Raw genomic sequence first — 17,339 nt, 5'->3', positions numbered from 1 at the left:
AAGAAATTCTTTCTTAGTGTTGAATTAAATAGGTCTTAGCTTTGTGAAACGATGTGGAAAAATACTATTCTTTTACTTTGCGTTCAACAATTTTCAATTTCTTATCAATGAATAATTGAATCACTTTAGGATAAAGCTTATGTTCGACCTTGTGAATACGCGCCTCTAGGCTTTTTAGGCTCTCGCCTTTTTTAATGCAAATAGACTCTTGCGCGATAATCGGCCCATGATCTACTTTTTCATCAACAAAATGAACAGTGACGCCTGTTTTCTTTACGCCTGAATCAAACGCATCTTTAATCGCATGAGCACCCTTAAATAAAGGAAGAAGCGCTGGATGGATATTAAGAATCTTTTTTTTGTATGCCTTAACAAAATAAGGGCTTAAAATACGCATATATCCTGCCAAAACAACAAAATCAACACCAAAACTTTTAAGCTCTTTTATAATAGCCTTGTCCATTTCTTTTCGGTTTTTAAAAGCCTTTGGATCGACAACAACTGTTGCGATCCCTGCCTTAAGTGCACGCTTTAGCGCAAAGGCATTTCTATTATCCGAAACAACAACATTAAGCTTTGCATTAATCTTTTTCTTGCCTAACGCATCAATAATCGCTTGAAGATTCGAACCATTACCACTTACTAAGACTGCAAAGTTTTTCATACTAATTTTACGCCTCCTTATGCAATCCTACTCTTATTACGATTATAATATATTAAGCTAATAACCCCGACTAAAGAAAAGATAATGCCAACCCCCATTAAAATTTTATAATTGGCAACGTTCATCTTGTCAGACAGCCAAGAACTTATGAACATAGCTAACAAAAATCCTAAATGCATAACAAACTCGAGTGAACTAAACACCCTCCCTCTCATCTCATCCTTACTTAAGTCATGAACAATAGTATTCGAGGCAATAAAGATTGGGCCAACAATTAATCCAAGCAAAAAAGCTAAAGCAGAGCCAAGAAACAATACAGGAATTTTTTGAACAACCAGAGCAAAAACCGTCATCATTAAGCCACCAAGAATCAAACACGTAAAAATGACCTTAAAACGCGAAAACTTTTTCCCAAATCGCCCATACAAAACTGATCCACAAAATAATCCAACACCTAAAATAACCGCCAAAAACCCAAGATCTTTAGTAATACTCTGAAAAGCCTCTTGAACAAAAACAATAATGACCACATAAACCGCACCAGCTGCTGCCATCAGAATAAACATCATATTAACCACAAAACGAATTTCTTTATGATTAACAAGATAGACAAAACCTTCTTTAATATCAGCAAAAACAGATTTTTTAATCTTGCTAATCATTTCTTTAGACGTATCAATAATTTTTCTTCGATCAAGATGAATATTCATTTTTGTATTAATGAGAAAAACGAGAGTGCCCGATGTAAAAAATGTTGCCGCATCCCAAAAGAAACCCCCTCTTGCTCCTGTTTTCTCGACTAAATATCCACCAAACGCACACCCTAAGACAAAAGCAATCATGCCTGTAATCGAAACAAGCGAATTAGCAGACAATAATGTTTTTTTAGCAACCAAATCAGGAACAATTGACATCTTAGCTGGAACATAAAAACGGCTTAAACAAAAAATGAGAAAAACAACAAAATAAATAGGAACCATTGAACTCTGAAAAATAAGAATAGTTGGAATCGTTAAGACAAGAAGTCCTCGAACAAAATCACAAACAAAAAGCGTTGTACGCCTGTCCCATCGATCAACATAAACGCCAGCAATTGGACCAACCACAAAAACAGGGATAATTGTAAAGGACAACAACTTCGCCAACTCAAATGTTGATCCAGGCATGCGTCCAGCAACAAGACCAATCAAGGCCATTTGGTTAATCCGATCTCCAAACTGAGAAATGATTTGTCCTAACCAAAGAAAAAGAAAGTTTTTATTTTTAAAATTCTCAATCATATTCTTGTTTTATCAATATCACTTATTGCTTTTTTAGCGTTAAAAATCAGCTTATTATAACATTAGTTTTCGCTTAAACAAACCTTTCAGCTCTTCTTTTAAGGAAGCTTGCCTTCCAGACATTCTTGTGCTTTTTTTCCTTCTCCCAACATATGATAACCATAGCATAAATTCTGTCGAGCATTATCAAAACTAGGATCAAGCAAAAGTGTTTTTTGATAAAGCGAAATAGCCTTTAAAAACTCTTCTTTTTCAGAATACACAACCCCAAGGCTATAATAAATAGATGGATTTTCTGGATCACTTTTAAGCATCTGCTCATATTTATTTTGCAAAATTTCATAGACTTTAGTTTTGTTTTCGTTGAGCGTCTTCTCTAAATTCTCTGCACCAACAACCTGATCATACTGGCTAATCCCTTGCCAATATTGACCTTGATCAACCAACGCTTTTCCAAGGCTTATACGCGCTCTTGCATTAAAAGGATCAGCTTTAAGCGCTTCTTCAAAATGATACTCGGCCTCCTTAAAATTTTCTTCTTCTGCCCTTTTTAGACCCATAATCGTATGAGCCCGCACATGAGAAGGCTGATAAAAAAGAATTTTACCAATAACAGCTTCTTCATTTGTCGCATAAATATTTTCTTGAATTGTGGTCACTGACAAAAGAACAAACCAAAGAATGATCATTATTCTAAAAATAATCGGTGAGATTCTTTTGTATACGAAAACACTTACAATTACAAAGAGTGCAAAAATTCCAACAGAAGGAACATACCAAAAGTGATTCGGAAAAATAATATATCCTGGTTGCAAGCGAAGAGGAATAATTTGTGAAACAGGAAAAAGTGTAAACACCAAAAAAACTAAAAAAAACAACATTTCTTTTTTAATGTGCTTACGCAACTTGATTAGAATAAACAAGCACACACAAGCGATAAGGACAACTCCTAAAATAGAACCACTAAAAAAACTTTTTTCCAAAGGAAAAATTCGATCAAAATACAAATCGTACGGAAAAATAAAAATACGAAGATACCCAAAAATAGATGTTAAAAATGTTGCTATTCCTAAAAGAATATCTTTAAGCATAAATCCGTGTGGAATTGCTACTATGCCAAGAATTTTCCTAATAATGGCATAAGTTACTAGTAGAACAAAAAATGGAGAAATATTTTTAACCAATTTTAAAATATCTCTTCGAACGAAATTCTTTATAAAAAACTCATATGCCAACAAAACAAATGGCAACATCACAGAAGATTCCTTGCTCAAAAGAGCTAAACAAAAACAAAACAAAGATAAAGCATAATACACAATCTTTTTCTTTTCTCTAAAAAGACAATACAAAATAAAACTCGACCATTCAAAAAAAGCACATAATAAAATTGATCGGCCTGCGATGTACGATACAGCCTCGGCGTTGATCGGATGAATGACAAAAAGAAGCGCTGTCAAAAACCCTAAAACCTTGTTTTTCAGAATAAGACTAACAGATTTAAAGACAAGCAAAGAAACCAACAAATGCAGGAATAAATTTGTTAAATTAAAAAAGAATGGATTAAATCCAAACCAGCGATAATTAAGAGCAAAACTAAGGGTAACAAGAGGGCGATAATATCGATTAGCGCCAAAGAAAGAAGTTTTAAAGATAGCCGGGATATTTCTTAAACTTTGAATTTGAGTGTTGTCTAAAATAGAAATCTGATCGTCCAACACCTTAAATGGAGCAGACAGCATAAATGAGTAAAGAAAAAAACCAAAACTAAGAAGGATAAAGATTTGAACAGGTGTACGGGAGAAAAAATGAGAAAAATATTGTCTTCTTATCATTTAACTTTCTAAAAGACCCTCTTTCCAATCGCAGGCAAGAGCCTTGATTTCTTTTTCCCCCGAATCGCTTAAATATTTTGACAAACTGTTCGAGGGTCTTCTTTTTTCTTTAGCCTAGACAAAAAGCTCAGCTTCCTTCTCGCCCCCGAATCGCTCAAACATTTTTAAAAGCTGTTCGAGGGTCTTCTTTTTTCTTTCACTTAAAAAATTTTAAAGAAAGAAAACAAGAAGAGCCGACGACCAGAGTCGAACTGGTGACCCACGCATTACGAATGCGTTGCTCTACCAACTGAGCTACGTCGGCAATTACCTTAATATCAAATCAAGCAAAATTGCCAGTCCCTTTAGGGGCGCCAGCAAGTTTACCTTAATGCTTTTTTGAGAAAAACTTGCGCCACACTCACTTTCCTTAAAATCCCAATCAAGAAAAAGTGCTAGTCCCCTTAGGAAAACTAGCAAAAGCACCAATATCTTGGCTTTCTAAAATAGAAACTCCAAAAAAAATACTTAAAAACAGAAAATAGAATAACGGAATTTTTTACGATGTTTCGAGTGGCTATAAAATAAAAAGTGCCGAGAGGCGGAATTGAACCGTCGACGCAAGGCTTTTCAGGCCTTCGCTCTACCAACTGAGCTATCTCGGCATAAATCAATTTTTTTATATTTAAAAATCCCATTGTATCAAAGTTATTCGAGTTGTCAACGGGTTTCAACGTATATCATCTGATATCTTCTTAGCCAACTTTTATTGCCTTGCACGATTTTTAATCTTCACAAAAACATCCTGAGCAATTCCAATATTAGGAAGCATATTTTTTCGAGCCTTAACACGTAAACGAACTTCTAATGAAGAAATTTGTGCAATATCAATCGTAACCGCTGCCCCATTCACTATTGCTTTAATCGTTCCAAGTTTATAATCCTTAGTCTGAATAAGGCCCATAACGCCAACAATCTCAACAGCCGAATCCCAAATCGTATCATAATCAAGCTCAGAATCTCCTTCGACAGTATCTGGGCTAATCGCATAACCGCCCAACGCCCCGAGCCCACCGACGACGGCATAAACACAACCGCCTGCTGTCAACGAAAAAATAAGCACAAGCACGACCCATAAAGATTTTCTTTGCCGCAAATAAAACATGCCATCCCCCCCCATTTAAAATTAATCTTATTTCTCAATATTTTCAGCCACTTCAAAATCTCGCTTCCAAGACCTTGCCGCCACAAACAAAGATACAATCAGTGCCGCCAAAAGCCAGTCACGCCCAATTAAAATGATCGCCATCCACGAATATCCACCATAAGGCTGAGCAACTTCTTTGACTAAATCATTAATCAACAAAATTCCCAACACCAAAGGCGTAACAAAACGCACGCACACATCCCAAGTCGGGCTTAAGCTTTTTTGTGTCACATGATTAATATGGTCACGTAATTTCTGTGATTTTAAGATCCATCCCACTAAAAGACATTCAATAATGCCAATTACAACAAGCCCATAATGTGTAATAAAATGATCAACAATATCGACCCAATAAATCCCTGCCTTAGTTGAAAAAATCATACTTCCGAAGAATCCCACCGTACACACAACCGACACAATTACTTTACGCGGATAATGAAATTTATCAATAACTGCCGATGTAAATGCCTCAACTAAAGAAATCGCACTCGATAGCCCAGCGACGACCAACATCCCAAAAAACAAAACACCAAAGATATTAGCAAATCCCGGCATCAAACTAATGGCCTGAGGATAAGTCACAAACGCAAGCCCAATCGATTCCTTGACCACTTCACCAACAGGAAGCCCTGTCTTAAATGACATATAACCTAAAACACCAAAAACGGCAAATCCAGAAATAAATGAAAACAAGCAATTGCCAACGCTAATAATAAGCGCATCTTTAATAATATTTGCCTTGCGCGGCAAATACGACGCATATGTCATCATAATACCAAAACCCAAAGACAAAGTAAAAAATATCTGAGAAAAAGCATCAATCCAAATCTGAGGCTTAGATAAAAGAGAAAAATCTGGTTTTAAATATTTCTCAATTCCAATCGCCGCTCCCTTTAAATTTACGCTCCAAGCCACCAAAATCAAAATAAGAGCAAACAACAACGGCATAAAAATTTTATTGGCGCGCTCCACCCCTTTTTGAACACCAAAGAATACAATGCCCCAGCTTAAAAACCAAACCGCACTCAAGGAAAAAAGAATCGGCGTTCGAATATCCCCAATACTTCCAGGACTTTGACTCACCTGCAAATATTGATTAAAAAAGAAATCATTCGGGTCTGCACCCCAAGACAAATGAAAAGAAAAAAAGACATAGCTAACACACCAAGCAATAATAACCGCATAATACACCATAATGCCAAACATCGCACAATTCGCAGCCCACCAGCCAGCCCACTCCCAATGACGATCTACTTTAGCAAAACACATCGGCGTTGAGCCGCGCATTTTGTGACCCAACCCAAGCTCTAGAATCATCAAAGGAATACCAACAACAAAAAGCGCAATCACATAAGGAATTAAAAATGCGCCTCCTCCATTCTTATAACAAAGATACGAAAACCGCCAAATATTTCCAAGACCAACAGCAGATCCCAGCGCCGCTAGAATAAATCCCATCCGCGTCCGCCACTGCGGACGCGGATGATGAGGTTGACTCAATTGATTTTCTTTATTAATCATAATATAAAAACAAAGAAAAAACTTCCTTCAATTACCTATTTTATCATTTATATTATCACAAAAAACAAAATGATATCTTTATTTACAAAGTGTATTTTGAATAATAAAAGCAACAAGTACAATCGAAACCATAGACATCAATTTAATAAGAATATTAATACTTGGTCCAGATGTATCCTTAAAAGGATCACCGACCGTGTCTCCTGTAACCGTTGCCTTATGACAAGCTGATCCTTTTCCACCAAAATTACCTTCTTCAATATATTTCTTAGCATTATCCCAAGCACCTCCAGAATTTGCCATCATAACAGCTAAAACAAATCCAGATGCTGTTGCGCCCATTAGAAGCCCGCCCAAACTATTAACTCCCAACAAAAGACCAAGAACAATCGGGGTTAAAATCGCGAGCATCGCTGGCAAAACCATTTCCTTTAAAGCTGATGTTGTTACGATATCTACACAACTTGCATAATCTGGTTTTCCAGTTCCTTCCATAATACCTACAATTTCTTTAAATTGGCGTCGAACTTCAACAACAACTTGTCCTGCCGCACGACCAACAGCGCTCATGGTTAATGCTGAAAAAATATACGGCATCGTAACCCCTATAAAAACACCAACCAATACTTTTGGATCCATCAAATCTAAATTCAATCCAAAATCTGGCATGCTCAAAGCCCCTGCTTCTACAACAGCTTTTTCCTTAAATGTTGCGATCAAAGCAAGCGCTGTTAAAGCGGCAGATCCGATGGCAAAACCTTTTCCAGTTGCTGCCGTTGTATTTCCAAGAGAATCAAGTGCATCTGTTCTCTTTCTGACTTCAGGGTCTAATCCTGCCATTTCTGCGTTTCCGCCAGCATTATCTGCAACTGGACCATACGCATCTGTCGCAAGTGTAATCCCCAGTGTACTAAGCATGCCGACAGCAGCAATTCCAATGCCATAAAGACCAGCCAAATAATAACTTAAAAGAATGCCCACTGACACAATCACAACAGGAATAGCAGTTGAGATCATTCCAACAGACAACCCTTCAATAATAACAGTCGCAGGTCCTGTCTCAGATGCTTTGGCAATTCTTTTTGTTGGAGCAAAATGAGAAGACGTGAAATATTCAGTCACATGACCAATCAAAATACCAGCCACAAGACCTGTCACAACAGCGCCTGCAACACCAATATTTTCTTTTCCTAAAAATAAATAAACAAATCCAACAGACAATATGAAAACTAAAGCAGACGCCACATTAACACCTGCATGCAATGCTTTAAGAAGAACTTTTTGTGACGCGTCTTCACCTGTGCGAACAAAAAACATCCCAATAATAGATGATACAATCCCAATTGCCGCAATAACCAAAGGCGTAATCATTCCTTTAAAGCCTAACCCAGCGGCAACGCCTAATGCTGCTGCTGCGACAATAGATCCAATATACGATTCAAAAAGATCAGCACCCATACCCGCAACATCACCGACATTATCGCCCACATTATCTGCAATAACCGCAGGATTTCTTGGATCATCTTCTGGAATGCCTACTTCAACCTTACCAACAAGATCAGCACCAACGTCAGCTGCTTTTGTAAAAATACCTCCACCGACACGGGAAAATAATGCCAAAAAGCTTGCACCCAAACCAACAGTTAGCATAACACTTGTAATTGCAGTTGGAACATCAGGAATTCCTACTGGCAACATATGTGTTGAATAATACCATTTAAGGAAAAAATACCATGCGGTTAAATTCAAAAGTCCAAATCCAACAACAGAAAACCCCATAACACATCCTGAAGAAAATGCAACGCGAAGACCTCCATTTAACGAAGTGCGGCATGCATTGGCTGTTCGAGCAGATGCCAATGTTGCAACCTTCATTCCACAAAAACCCGATAGTCCTGATAAAAATCCACCTGTTAAAAATGCAAATGGAACAAAAATAACCAAATACCCTCTTGAGGCTAAAAGAAGCAAGATAGCAAAAACAACTGCAAAAAAGATACCAACAGCTTTATATTGTCGACTCAAATAAGCACTTGCCCCCTCACGCACAGCTGATGCAATCTCTTTCATGCGATCTGTTCCTTCATCTTTTTTCATAATCGAAAAAAACAAAAAGATAGAAACACCCAAAGCGAAACATCCGCAAATAGGAACTAATAACAAAATATTTTCTGACATTTATTTCCTCCTTAAATTAGATTTTCAAAAACTTAATGTCCCTTGTTCGGACTTTTTCCATGTCGCGCTTTTTTGCCACGCCAGCTTAATTTGCCACGTCTTTGTCTTTTTCCCATCACTATCTCCTTTCCATAGAATTAACAACACCACCTGAAACAATCGTCCGAACAGCTTCCTCAACACTAATATCAACATAAATCAAATCTTTACGAGGAACCAAAAGAACAAAACCTGTCAACGGACCAGGGGCGCTTGGAATAAATACATGACAAACATCTTGTTGTATTTTTTCCATTACTTTTTCAGATGCTTTATTAGTTAAGAATCCATACGAATACACACCCTTGCGAGGATATTCTATCAACACTACTTGACGAAAAGCCATTTTCTCAGGCGAAAATAAAAAAATCGCCATTTGTTTAAACGCCGGATAAACCTGCTTAAAGAAAGGAAGTCTTACCAGCCATCCCTCTAAAACTGGATAAATTTTACGACTTAAGAAATTTGTCATAAGAAATCCAATAAGAAGGATAAAAAGAAAACACACTAAAATGCTAATGCCCTGAATATAAAAACCAAATTCACGCGCAAAATACGGTTGAATATATTTACCTAAAAAATTATCAGCTATGCTAAAGGTAAAAATCAATAAATAAATCGTTAGCGATAATGGCAAGAATATAATCAACCCTGAAACAAAGTATCCTCTCAACTTCTTTCTCATCTAATCTTCTCCCGTCACTTAAAATATCTTAAAAAATTTATCTCAAATCATACAAAAATTTCATGCCAACTGCAAAACAAATCATCATTAATATTGTATCAAACCCAAATCCAAAAAATGTCTTTTTTACGCCCTTTCGAATCCCAACAATTAAAATCGTTGTCAAAACAACGCTTAACGTCATCATTAAAATATGCGTTTGAGACACGTCGGCAAAAATGGGACCTTTAATATAAAATAAATCAGATACTGCTAAAATCAGAAGATTAACCATATTGCTGCCAAAAATATTACCAAACGCCAAATCAAATGCGCCCATTCTTAAAGCTGAAAGAGAAACCACAATCTCAGGCAACGATGTCACAAAACCTAAAAATGTTGTTCCTACAAAAGTCTGACCCAACCCTGTAATGCTAGAAATTTGATCACATATGCCCGAAAGCCAAATACCGCTAAAAATAACAACTAACGCTCCAGCAACCATTTTAAAAATCAATATCTTGTCTTGAACGCTTACTACGTGCTTAATACGAGAGTCGGTGTCTTTAACTTTTTTCTTAAAAATAAATTTTGATCCTAGAAAATAAAAAATCACAATCAAAATACTTCCCAAGCTTACTGGACCAAACGTAATTAAATTTGTCTTTGGTGATAAGAATATTTCAATAACAACAATAGAAGAAAGAATTCCATAAAATACCGCAGACCATTCATATGTTCGTTTTACTTGAATTTGTCCAGTAACAGAACCCCTATGATACATAAAATCCATCAAAACAACAATCATTAAGTTAAAATTAACACTACCAGCAATATTCCCAATCGCTAGGTTTGGCGCACGAATCACTGCCGCTGATGCAATACTTGCCGTTGCCTCTGGAAGTGAGGTAATCGCTCCCAAAAGAATCATCCCCATCCAAGCTTTATTAATAGAAAACCGATCACTTAGGATGTCAGCACATTTTGTTAGCTTGATCCCAGAAAAAATGACAAGCCCTGCACTCATAGAAAACTTTAACCAAATAATTAAATTTTCCATATCAATCCCGCGCGACCGACATCATCGCAAGGCCCCCAACAGCCAAAATTCCGCCAATTAACCCTTTAAAAAGAATCACCACATCTTTCCAGAACAACAATACACAACTAACGCCTGCAATCAAGACACATAAACCCAATAAAAATAATATTATTTTTTTCATATCTATTCTTTCTTTAAATGAGCACATGGCTTATGGAGCAAAGCGAACATACGCCATAGGTGCGAATTTACCCCAAGAGCCCGCGGTTACCTTGCTTTCGGGCGACAAAGGGGTTTCCTTGTCATTTTTTCCAACGACGATGCATCCAACTCCATTCTTGCGGATATCGACGGATATATTGTTCTATTAAGTTTGTAATCTTAGAAACATTAACGTGAATCATTTCTTTCTCATCCTCACGCTCTTCAAGCTCAAACGGCTTATCAATAATAATTTTATGCGTATCATCTTTCTGACGCACGATAAAAATAGGTAAAATCGGGGACTTGGTGCGCATCGCAAAAACAACTGGACCTGTCGCTGTAGCAGCTTTTTCACCAAAGAAATCAACAAAAACCGACCCACCACTTCCAGAGTGCTGATCTAGAGGAATAAATAAAAATTCATTATTTCGAAGCACTCGAATCGAGTCCCTCACACACTTCGAGCGAGGATGACTATAAATTGCCTTCAGACCAAGTCGCAATCGAAACTCCTTAAAATACTCTTCAATTTTTTCATCTCGAGCAGAACGCATAATCGCATTAACAGGATAACCTTCTTGAGCGAGATGAAGCAACATCAATGGAAAATTTCCAAAATGAGCACTCACAGCAACAACGCCCCGTCTACAACTTAACGCTTCATCTAAATAATGCTTGTTTTCAATAACCACCCGTTCTTTGATCATTTTAGGGTGCGCCATGAAATAAATAATCTCAATAATTCCTTTACCAAAACTCAGAAAACAATCCTTAAGTATTTTTTTAATTTCAGTCGTACTTTTTTCTTTGCCAAAAGCAACCTTAAGACTTTCCATGGCAATGCGTTTTTTTCGAACAAGCAACGTAAATCCAAGAGTAATCAGTATCCGCGACAAAAAACATACAACCGAATAAGGCAAATGAGTTAAAACAAATCCTACTGCATAAAGCATATAGCGTGCGACAGCACGTTGAAATCTCTTGATTCTAGAAGTTGACATGATAAATTTTCTTTTACCTTTTATATCCGAACTTGCGCAAAAGATCTTTGCGCCAAGCAACATCTTCATCGTTTTCTACACCTTTAGGCTTAAACCCATCAATAACACCTAAGACGCCACAGCCCTCCGTATTCTCAGCAACAATCACTTCCACAGGATTAGCCGTTGCAGCAAAAATTGAGCAAACTTCTTGGATACCTTTAATTTGATTAAGAATATTAATCGGAAAACCTTCTCGAAGCGTAATAATAAACATATGCCCTGCTGATATTCTCAACGCATTGTCCACTGCAATCTTTTTCAATGCTTCATCATTTCCTTCAACGCGAATCTTACATGCCCCCGATGCCTCGCAAAAAGCAATGCCAAATTTCATTACAGGTGCTGCTGCAACAACAGTTTCATACAAATCTTCGACCGTCTTAATAAAATGAGCCTGTCCAATAATAATATTAACATCTTCAGGTTTTTCAATTTTTATCGCTTTAATTTCCATCAGCCCTACTCCTTCAACATTCTTTTAAATAATTTTACGTGGCAAAATTTCCATAACCTTTGGAATAAGACCATTTAAATCAATCGGCTTAGTAATATGAGCAATGCCTCCGACATCCATCTCAGCTTTAACATCATCTTCAGAATCTTTAGCGGTAAGAAAAATAACCGGAATAAGCTTTGTTTTCTCATTTTCCTTTAACTTTTTGCATACTTCTCGGCCTTTCATGCCAGGCAAAATAACATCAAGCAAAATCAGATCAATCTCCTTATTTTCAGCAATCTGAAGTCCTCCTTCACCTGTGTTTGCAGAAAGCACCTGATAACCAACCTGTGCCAAACCACTTTCCAAAAGTTTAACCATGCCCCTATCATCATCGATAATTAAAATTGTTTGCGCCATTGTTTCCTCCGTTAAATGAGGACATGGTTTATACTTACGCTACGCCTAAGCACGCGTGGAACTTTCAGCAACATAAACCATAAGTCCGAATTTATCCTGTGAGCCCTGCATCCTAGCGAGGCGAATCAGGACTTCCTTAAGTTTTGTTTATTTTAAAAATCTTATTTTTTTCCAAATAAGAGCAATTGCTCCCGTTAGCACCGCTTTCATGAACTACTGTACTTATAATATAAGGCACAATATATTGCAATAATTAATGTTTGGCTAAAAAAATAGCACGACCATTAATGAAGCAATATATTAGTATAATACCAAAACAAATGTATGTAAAAACATCTCCAAACTTTGTATAGAGAGCTTTTTTCTTGGTCAATTTTACTTCAGCAGTCTTAACTCCCGGGACATAAGTCATTTTCCCGGCTGAATCTTGCACTGTTTCTTTAATTTGACCTAAGACATTAATAAAGCAACTCACTCCTGTATTAGCCGACCGAACTAGAGGAACTCTGTTTTCAACAGTTCTAAAAACAGCAGCTTGCATATGCAAAAACGGCGCTTTCGTATCCTCGAACCACCCGTCATTCGTAATATTAACTAAGAAATTTGCCCCTTTAGAAACAAATGCACGCGACAATTCTGGAACCGTGTCTTCAAAACAAATTAAAACGCCAAAAGAATTCTTTTGGTCATTTCTTTCGTACTCAGAAAACAGTGTATATTCTGTTCCTGTGCTAAAATCCTCTATTCCTAGAATATCAACAAGCCAAGGAAGTGAATCACGTAGCGGAACATACTCTCCGAATGGTACCAAATGAAGCTTGTTGTGTTTCTTGACAAGATTGCCGTTAAGATCAATCAAAACCGCTGAATTATAATACGACTCTTGTTCTTTGGTAACAATCCCAACGAGAAGCGGAATCTTCATTGTTTTAACAAAATTCTGAACATCAACAAATTGCTTAGGATCTTCCCAAACATAGCCTGGATACGCCGTCTCTGGCCAAATAATCAGAGCAGGATTTGTGCTTGCGGCCTCTTGTGTCAGTTTAAAATAATCATTAAGAATAGCCGGCCATTCTTTTGGGTACCATTTTCTAGATTGCGGCACACTTCCCTGAACAACAGCAACTTTAACGCTATCGGTGTATGTCATATTCTTAATGCGATAATGACCATAGCCAATGCACAAACAAAAAAGAATGCTAACAACAAGCCACATCTTTATTTTTTGTTTTTTTGTTTCTTGAAAATCAGTCAACATTTCTTTAATAGCAACATTGACCATCACCACAATAAACGAAACACCATAAACACCTACAATATCTGCAATCTGAATCAAAGCTATGTTCTGATATTGGGAATGCCCAATCGACGCCCATCCAAACCCGCTAAAAAGATGTGCCCGTAAAAATTCTATGCACACCCAAAGACTTGGCAAAACAAATATCTTTACAATTGCTTTTTCTTTAGAAAAAACATGATACCCGACAGCAAATATCCCCATATAAACAGCCAAAGCACAAACAAGAAGCAACATCCCAATGCCAGAAACAAACAAAAACCAATAAAATATCATGCCAAAAAATAAAATTCCGAAAAAATACCCTGTTCGAAATGTCGATGCCAGCGTTTTATTGTCCAATGCAAAAAAAAGTGGCACAAGAGCAACAAAAGAAAGAAAAGAAATATTTATCTTTGGGAATGCTAATGCTAATAAAAACGCTGAAGAAAAACACAGAACCGGTGTTTTTTTAAAAAAACGCACTATCATTTTATTTTTTACAAAAGACATCATCCGCTCTTAAGTCCCACAACATTTCTTGTATTTCTTTCCGCTCCCGCAAGGACAAGGATCATTGCGTCCTACTTTCTCTCCAGAACGAACTTGTGATTCACGCGCAGGATCAGCCGTTGGCTGTCCCGACGCAGATGACGGCCTTTTATCCAAGCTCGAAAACTCTGTGTGCACAAGCTCTTGTGGCAAGGAATTAAAAACGCTCTTGAATTTTGCTTCTTGTTTAGCTGGCTCAACTTTAAAAACGACCTCAACAACATCCTGCATAATCGAATCATACATCATTTCAAACATAGAAAAGGCCTCATGCTGATATTCCACCAAAGGATCTTTGTGCGCAAAAGCACGCAGCCCTATACCTTCCTTAAGCTGATCCATCGCATACAGATGATCTTTCCACTTGCTATCAATTGTCTGAAGCAAAATAATGCGTTCAAGATGCCGCATTTGATCACTGCCGATATCCTTTTCTTTCTGCTCATAAATATCAATTACTTTTTCAGAAAGAAAATCTTCGATTTGCTTTTGCGTCATTTCCACCAAATCTTTTTGAATCGGCTTGATATCAAGTCTAAATGTTGTTTTAAGTGCGATCATCAATCCTTCAATATCCCATTGAACTTCTTCCTCACCTGAAAACAGATATTGAGGCACCATGGAACAAATTGTATTATGAATACCATCAAAAATGCGTTCTTTCGTCTTTTCGCCTTCTAAAATCGAACGCCTAAGCTGATAAATAACTTCACGCTGACGGTTCATCACATTGTCGTATTCTAAAAGTTGTTTTCGGATTTCAAAGTTATGCGTCTCAACTCGTTTTTGCGCAATTTCAATCGCACGGCTAACCAAAGGATGCTCAATCACTTGCCCTTCTTCCATGCCAAGGGTATTCATCATGCCCATAATCCGATCCGATCCAAACAATCGCATCAAATCATCTTCCAGCGAAACAAAGAATCGAGATGACCCTGGGTCTCCTTGTCTTCCGCTGCGACCACGTAGCTGATTATCAATACGTCGAGACTCATGGCGCTCTGTTCCCAGCACATGCAAGCCGCCAGCCTCAATAACTTGAGCATGCTCTTTTTCAACTTCTTTTTTAAACTGAGCCAAAAACTTCTGGTACATCTCCTCTGACGGCTGAGCGCCTTCAGAAGCTTCTCTCGCATGACTCTCTAATAAGCTTTTTGCTAAATGCTCAGCATTGCCGCCTAAAACAATATCAGTTCCCCGTCCCGCCATATTCGTGGCAATAGTCACAGCTTTATAACGACCTGCTTGCGCAACAATATGCGCTTCTAAATCATGATATTTAGCATTTAAAACCTGATGCTCAATACCACGTTGTTTTAGCATCGACGATAAAAGTTCTGATTTTTCAATCGAAATAGTTCCTACCAAAATCGGGCGGCCTTGCGCATGAAGCTCTGCAATTTCATCAGCCGTCGCCTTAAATTTTTCTCGTTCCGTTTTATAAATACAATCTGGATGATTCTTTCTCTGCAAAATACGATTCGTCGGAAGAACAATGCAGTCCACTTTATAGATTTGTTTAAACTCGCTGGCCTCAGTGTAAGCGGTACCCGTCATACCAGAAAGTTTTTCATACATGCGAAAATAATTTTGAAAAGTAACCGTTGCCAACGTCTGGTTTTCTCGTTCAATCTTAATGCCTTCCTTGGCTTCAACCGCCTGGTGAAGACCATCAGACCAGCGTCGACCCGGCATCATGCGTCCAGTAAATTCGTCAACAATAATAACTTGGCCATCTCGAATAACGTAATCCACATCAACTCTAAAAAATTCTCTTGCTTTAAGTGCTTGTAGAATATGATGACGATATTCAATGGTTTCCATGTCATGAAGATTATCAATCCCAAACATTTGCGCTGCTTTTTTCTCGCCTTGCTCCGTCATTGAAATTGATCGAGCTTTTTCATCTGCGGCATAATCAAAGCCAGTAGACAGATCCTCGCCTTTATGCTTCGCATCAATTTCTTCTTTTTCTGTAATCCGTCGACCTTTTAGCTGCAATGCAATTTGATTCGCTCTATAATATTTATCTGTTGATTCTTCTGCGGGGCCAGAAATAATTAAAGGTGTTCTCGCCTCGTCGATCAGAATACTATCAACCTCATCAGCCACAGCAAAATGATGAGAACGTTGTACCATCTCTTCTTTAAAGCTCACCATGTTATCGCGCAAATAATCAAAGCCAAACTCATTATTCGTTCCATAAGTAATGTCACACCCATATTCTTTTTTTCTCTCAGGCGGAGTATGGTCATGTTGAATAACGCCAACTGTTAATCCTAGAAATTCATAAACAGGTGCCATCCACTCCTTATCGCGTTTGGCCAAATAATCATTCACTGTAATAACATGCGCTCCCTTACCAGCTAAGGCATTTAAATATGTCGGAAGAGTCGCCACAAGTGTTTTTCCTTCACCAGTTGCCATTTCTACGATGTTGCCTTTGTGCAAAATCATGCCTCCAACCAGCTGAACATCAAAATGTCTCATCTTTAAAGTTCGCCAAGCAGCTTCTCTCACAACAGCAAACGCCTCTGGCAAGATCGCGTCTAAAACCTCTTCTCTCTTTTTGATAAGCTGTTGCTTGATCCTATCGATATCATTTAAAAAACTATCGCGAGTCTCGTGATCTGATTCCTCGGAATATTGCTTCTCGATATCTGCTAATTGTTGCTCATAAGAACAAACCGCTTGTTGAATTTTTAGGCGGAATTCTTGCGTTTTAGCCCGCAGCTGGTCATCTGTTTTTGTTTTTATTTCCGACTCAAGGCTGTTAACTTTTGATGCCACAGCAGTCATCTTTTTAATAATCCCTACAGATGGCAAAGGCAATTCCATCGGAAGATGAATGTTTACCTTTGGCTCTAACCGATCAATAAACTTTTGCGCATTTTTAATAACGCTTTTTCTAATTAAAAAATCAAACATAAATGAACTCCAATCTTACGGAGCCCTTTAGGCGACGTAAGTTTGTTAGTGAATTTATCCTGCGCGTCAAA

The 17,339-nt window shown here is 37.6% G+C and carries 15 protein-coding genes and 2 tRNA genes; 1 reads left to right on the top strand and 16 read right to left on the bottom strand.

Translation table 11 applies throughout. The annotated features are described in order from the left end of the window. Window positions 1-64 precede the first annotated feature (64 nt). The 15 genes from purN to lnt form a co-directional block, all read right to left on the bottom strand. Complete coding sequence (gene purN / locus PHY73_01200; protein ID MDD3374324.1) at window positions 65-664, bottom strand: phosphoribosylglycinamide formyltransferase; 600 nt, start codon at window positions 662-664, stop codon at window positions 65-67. A 17-nt stretch (window positions 665-681) separates the two neighbouring features. After that, on the bottom strand, window positions 682-1,944 hold the full coding sequence (locus PHY73_01195; GenBank protein MDD3374323.1) for an MFS transporter: 1,263 nt from the start codon (window positions 1,942-1,944) through the stop codon (window positions 682-684). Window positions 1,945-2,042: 98 nt separating this feature from the next. Continuing rightward, entirely contained in the window at window positions 2,043-3,683 is a 1,641-nt protein-coding gene (locus tag PHY73_01190) for a tetratricopeptide repeat protein (protein MDD3374322.1), read from the bottom strand. Window positions 3,684-4,007: 324 nt separating this feature from the next. Then, window positions 4,008-4,080, bottom strand: a tRNA-Thr gene (locus tag PHY73_01185). A 267-nt stretch (window positions 4,081-4,347) separates the two neighbouring features. Then, window positions 4,348-4,420: transfer RNA gene (locus tag PHY73_01180), tRNA-Phe, on the bottom strand. 101 nt (window positions 4,421-4,521) lie between these two features. Beyond that, the gene (locus PHY73_01175) at window positions 4,522-4,920 is read right to left on the bottom strand and encodes a hypothetical protein (protein ID MDD3374321.1); all 399 of its coding nucleotides are present in this window, start codon (window positions 4,918-4,920) and stop codon (window positions 4,522-4,524) included. Window positions 4,921-4,947: 27 nt separating this feature from the next. After that, window positions 4,948-6,483: a sodium-dependent transporter gene (locus tag PHY73_01170; GenBank protein MDD3374320.1), complete on the bottom strand. Its 1,536-nt coding sequence runs from the start codon at window positions 6,481-6,483 to the stop codon at window positions 4,948-4,950. A gap of 78 nt (window positions 6,484-6,561) precedes the next feature. Then, window positions 6,562-8,661, bottom strand: coding sequence for a sodium-translocating pyrophosphatase (locus PHY73_01165; GenBank protein MDD3374319.1), 2,100 nt, complete (start codon window positions 8,659-8,661; stop codon window positions 6,562-6,564). 118 nt (window positions 8,662-8,779) lie between these two features. Next, the gene (locus PHY73_01160; GenBank protein MDD3374318.1) at window positions 8,780-9,385 is read right to left on the bottom strand and encodes a DUF502 domain-containing protein; all 606 of its coding nucleotides are present in this window, start codon (window positions 9,383-9,385) and stop codon (window positions 8,780-8,782) included. Between the two features lie 37 nt (window positions 9,386-9,422). Then, window positions 9,423-10,424, bottom strand: a complete 1,002-nt coding sequence (locus PHY73_01155; GenBank protein ID MDD3374317.1) for a hypothetical protein — start codon at window positions 10,422-10,424, stop codon at window positions 9,423-9,425. Window position 10,425: 1 nt separating this feature from the next. Then, window positions 10,426-10,587: a hypothetical protein gene (locus PHY73_01150; protein MDD3374316.1), complete on the bottom strand. Its 162-nt coding sequence runs from the start codon at window positions 10,585-10,587 to the stop codon at window positions 10,426-10,428. A gap of 121 nt (window positions 10,588-10,708) precedes the next feature. After that, window positions 10,709-11,611 carry a lysophospholipid acyltransferase family protein gene (locus tag PHY73_01145; GenBank protein ID MDD3374315.1) on the bottom strand — a complete coding sequence of 301 codons (903 nt, stop codon included), beginning with the start codon at window positions 11,609-11,611 and terminating at the stop codon, window positions 10,709-10,711. Window positions 11,612-11,624: 13 nt separating this feature from the next. Further along, window positions 11,625-12,107, bottom strand: coding sequence for an adenosine-specific kinase (locus PHY73_01140; protein MDD3374314.1), 483 nt, complete (start codon window positions 12,105-12,107; stop codon window positions 11,625-11,627). A 24-nt stretch (window positions 12,108-12,131) separates the two neighbouring features. Beyond that, window positions 12,132-12,509, bottom strand: a complete 378-nt coding sequence (locus PHY73_01135) for a response regulator (protein MDD3374313.1) — start codon at window positions 12,507-12,509, stop codon at window positions 12,132-12,134. A 253-nt stretch (window positions 12,510-12,762) separates the two neighbouring features. Then, complete coding sequence (lnt, locus tag PHY73_01130; GenBank protein ID MDD3374312.1) at window positions 12,763-14,196, bottom strand: apolipoprotein N-acyltransferase; 1,434 nt, start codon at window positions 14,194-14,196, stop codon at window positions 12,763-12,765. Here lnt and PHY73_01125 point away from each other — a divergent pair. Continuing rightward, window positions 14,084-14,314, top strand: coding sequence for a hypothetical protein (locus tag PHY73_01125; GenBank protein MDD3374311.1), 231 nt, complete (start codon window positions 14,084-14,086; stop codon window positions 14,312-14,314). The two genes, lnt and PHY73_01125, sit on opposite strands and share 113 nt — an antisense overlap. On the opposite strand, the gene secA is transcribed toward PHY73_01125, so the two are convergent. Continuing rightward, window positions 14,311-17,268: a preprotein translocase subunit SecA gene (gene secA / locus PHY73_01120; protein MDD3374310.1), complete on the bottom strand. Its 2,958-nt coding sequence runs from the start codon at window positions 17,266-17,268 to the stop codon at window positions 14,311-14,313. The two genes, PHY73_01125 and secA, sit on opposite strands and share 4 nt — an antisense overlap. Window positions 17,269-17,339: the final 71 nt, after the last annotated feature.

It is taken from the genome of Candidatus Omnitrophota bacterium (assembly GCA_028693815.1).
Taxonomy (GTDB): domain Bacteria; phylum Omnitrophota; class Gorgyraeia; order Zapsychrales; family Aceulaceae; genus Aceula.
The sequence above is the reverse complement of the archived record's forward strand: the minus strand, read 5'-3'. Positions and strand labels throughout refer to the sequence as shown.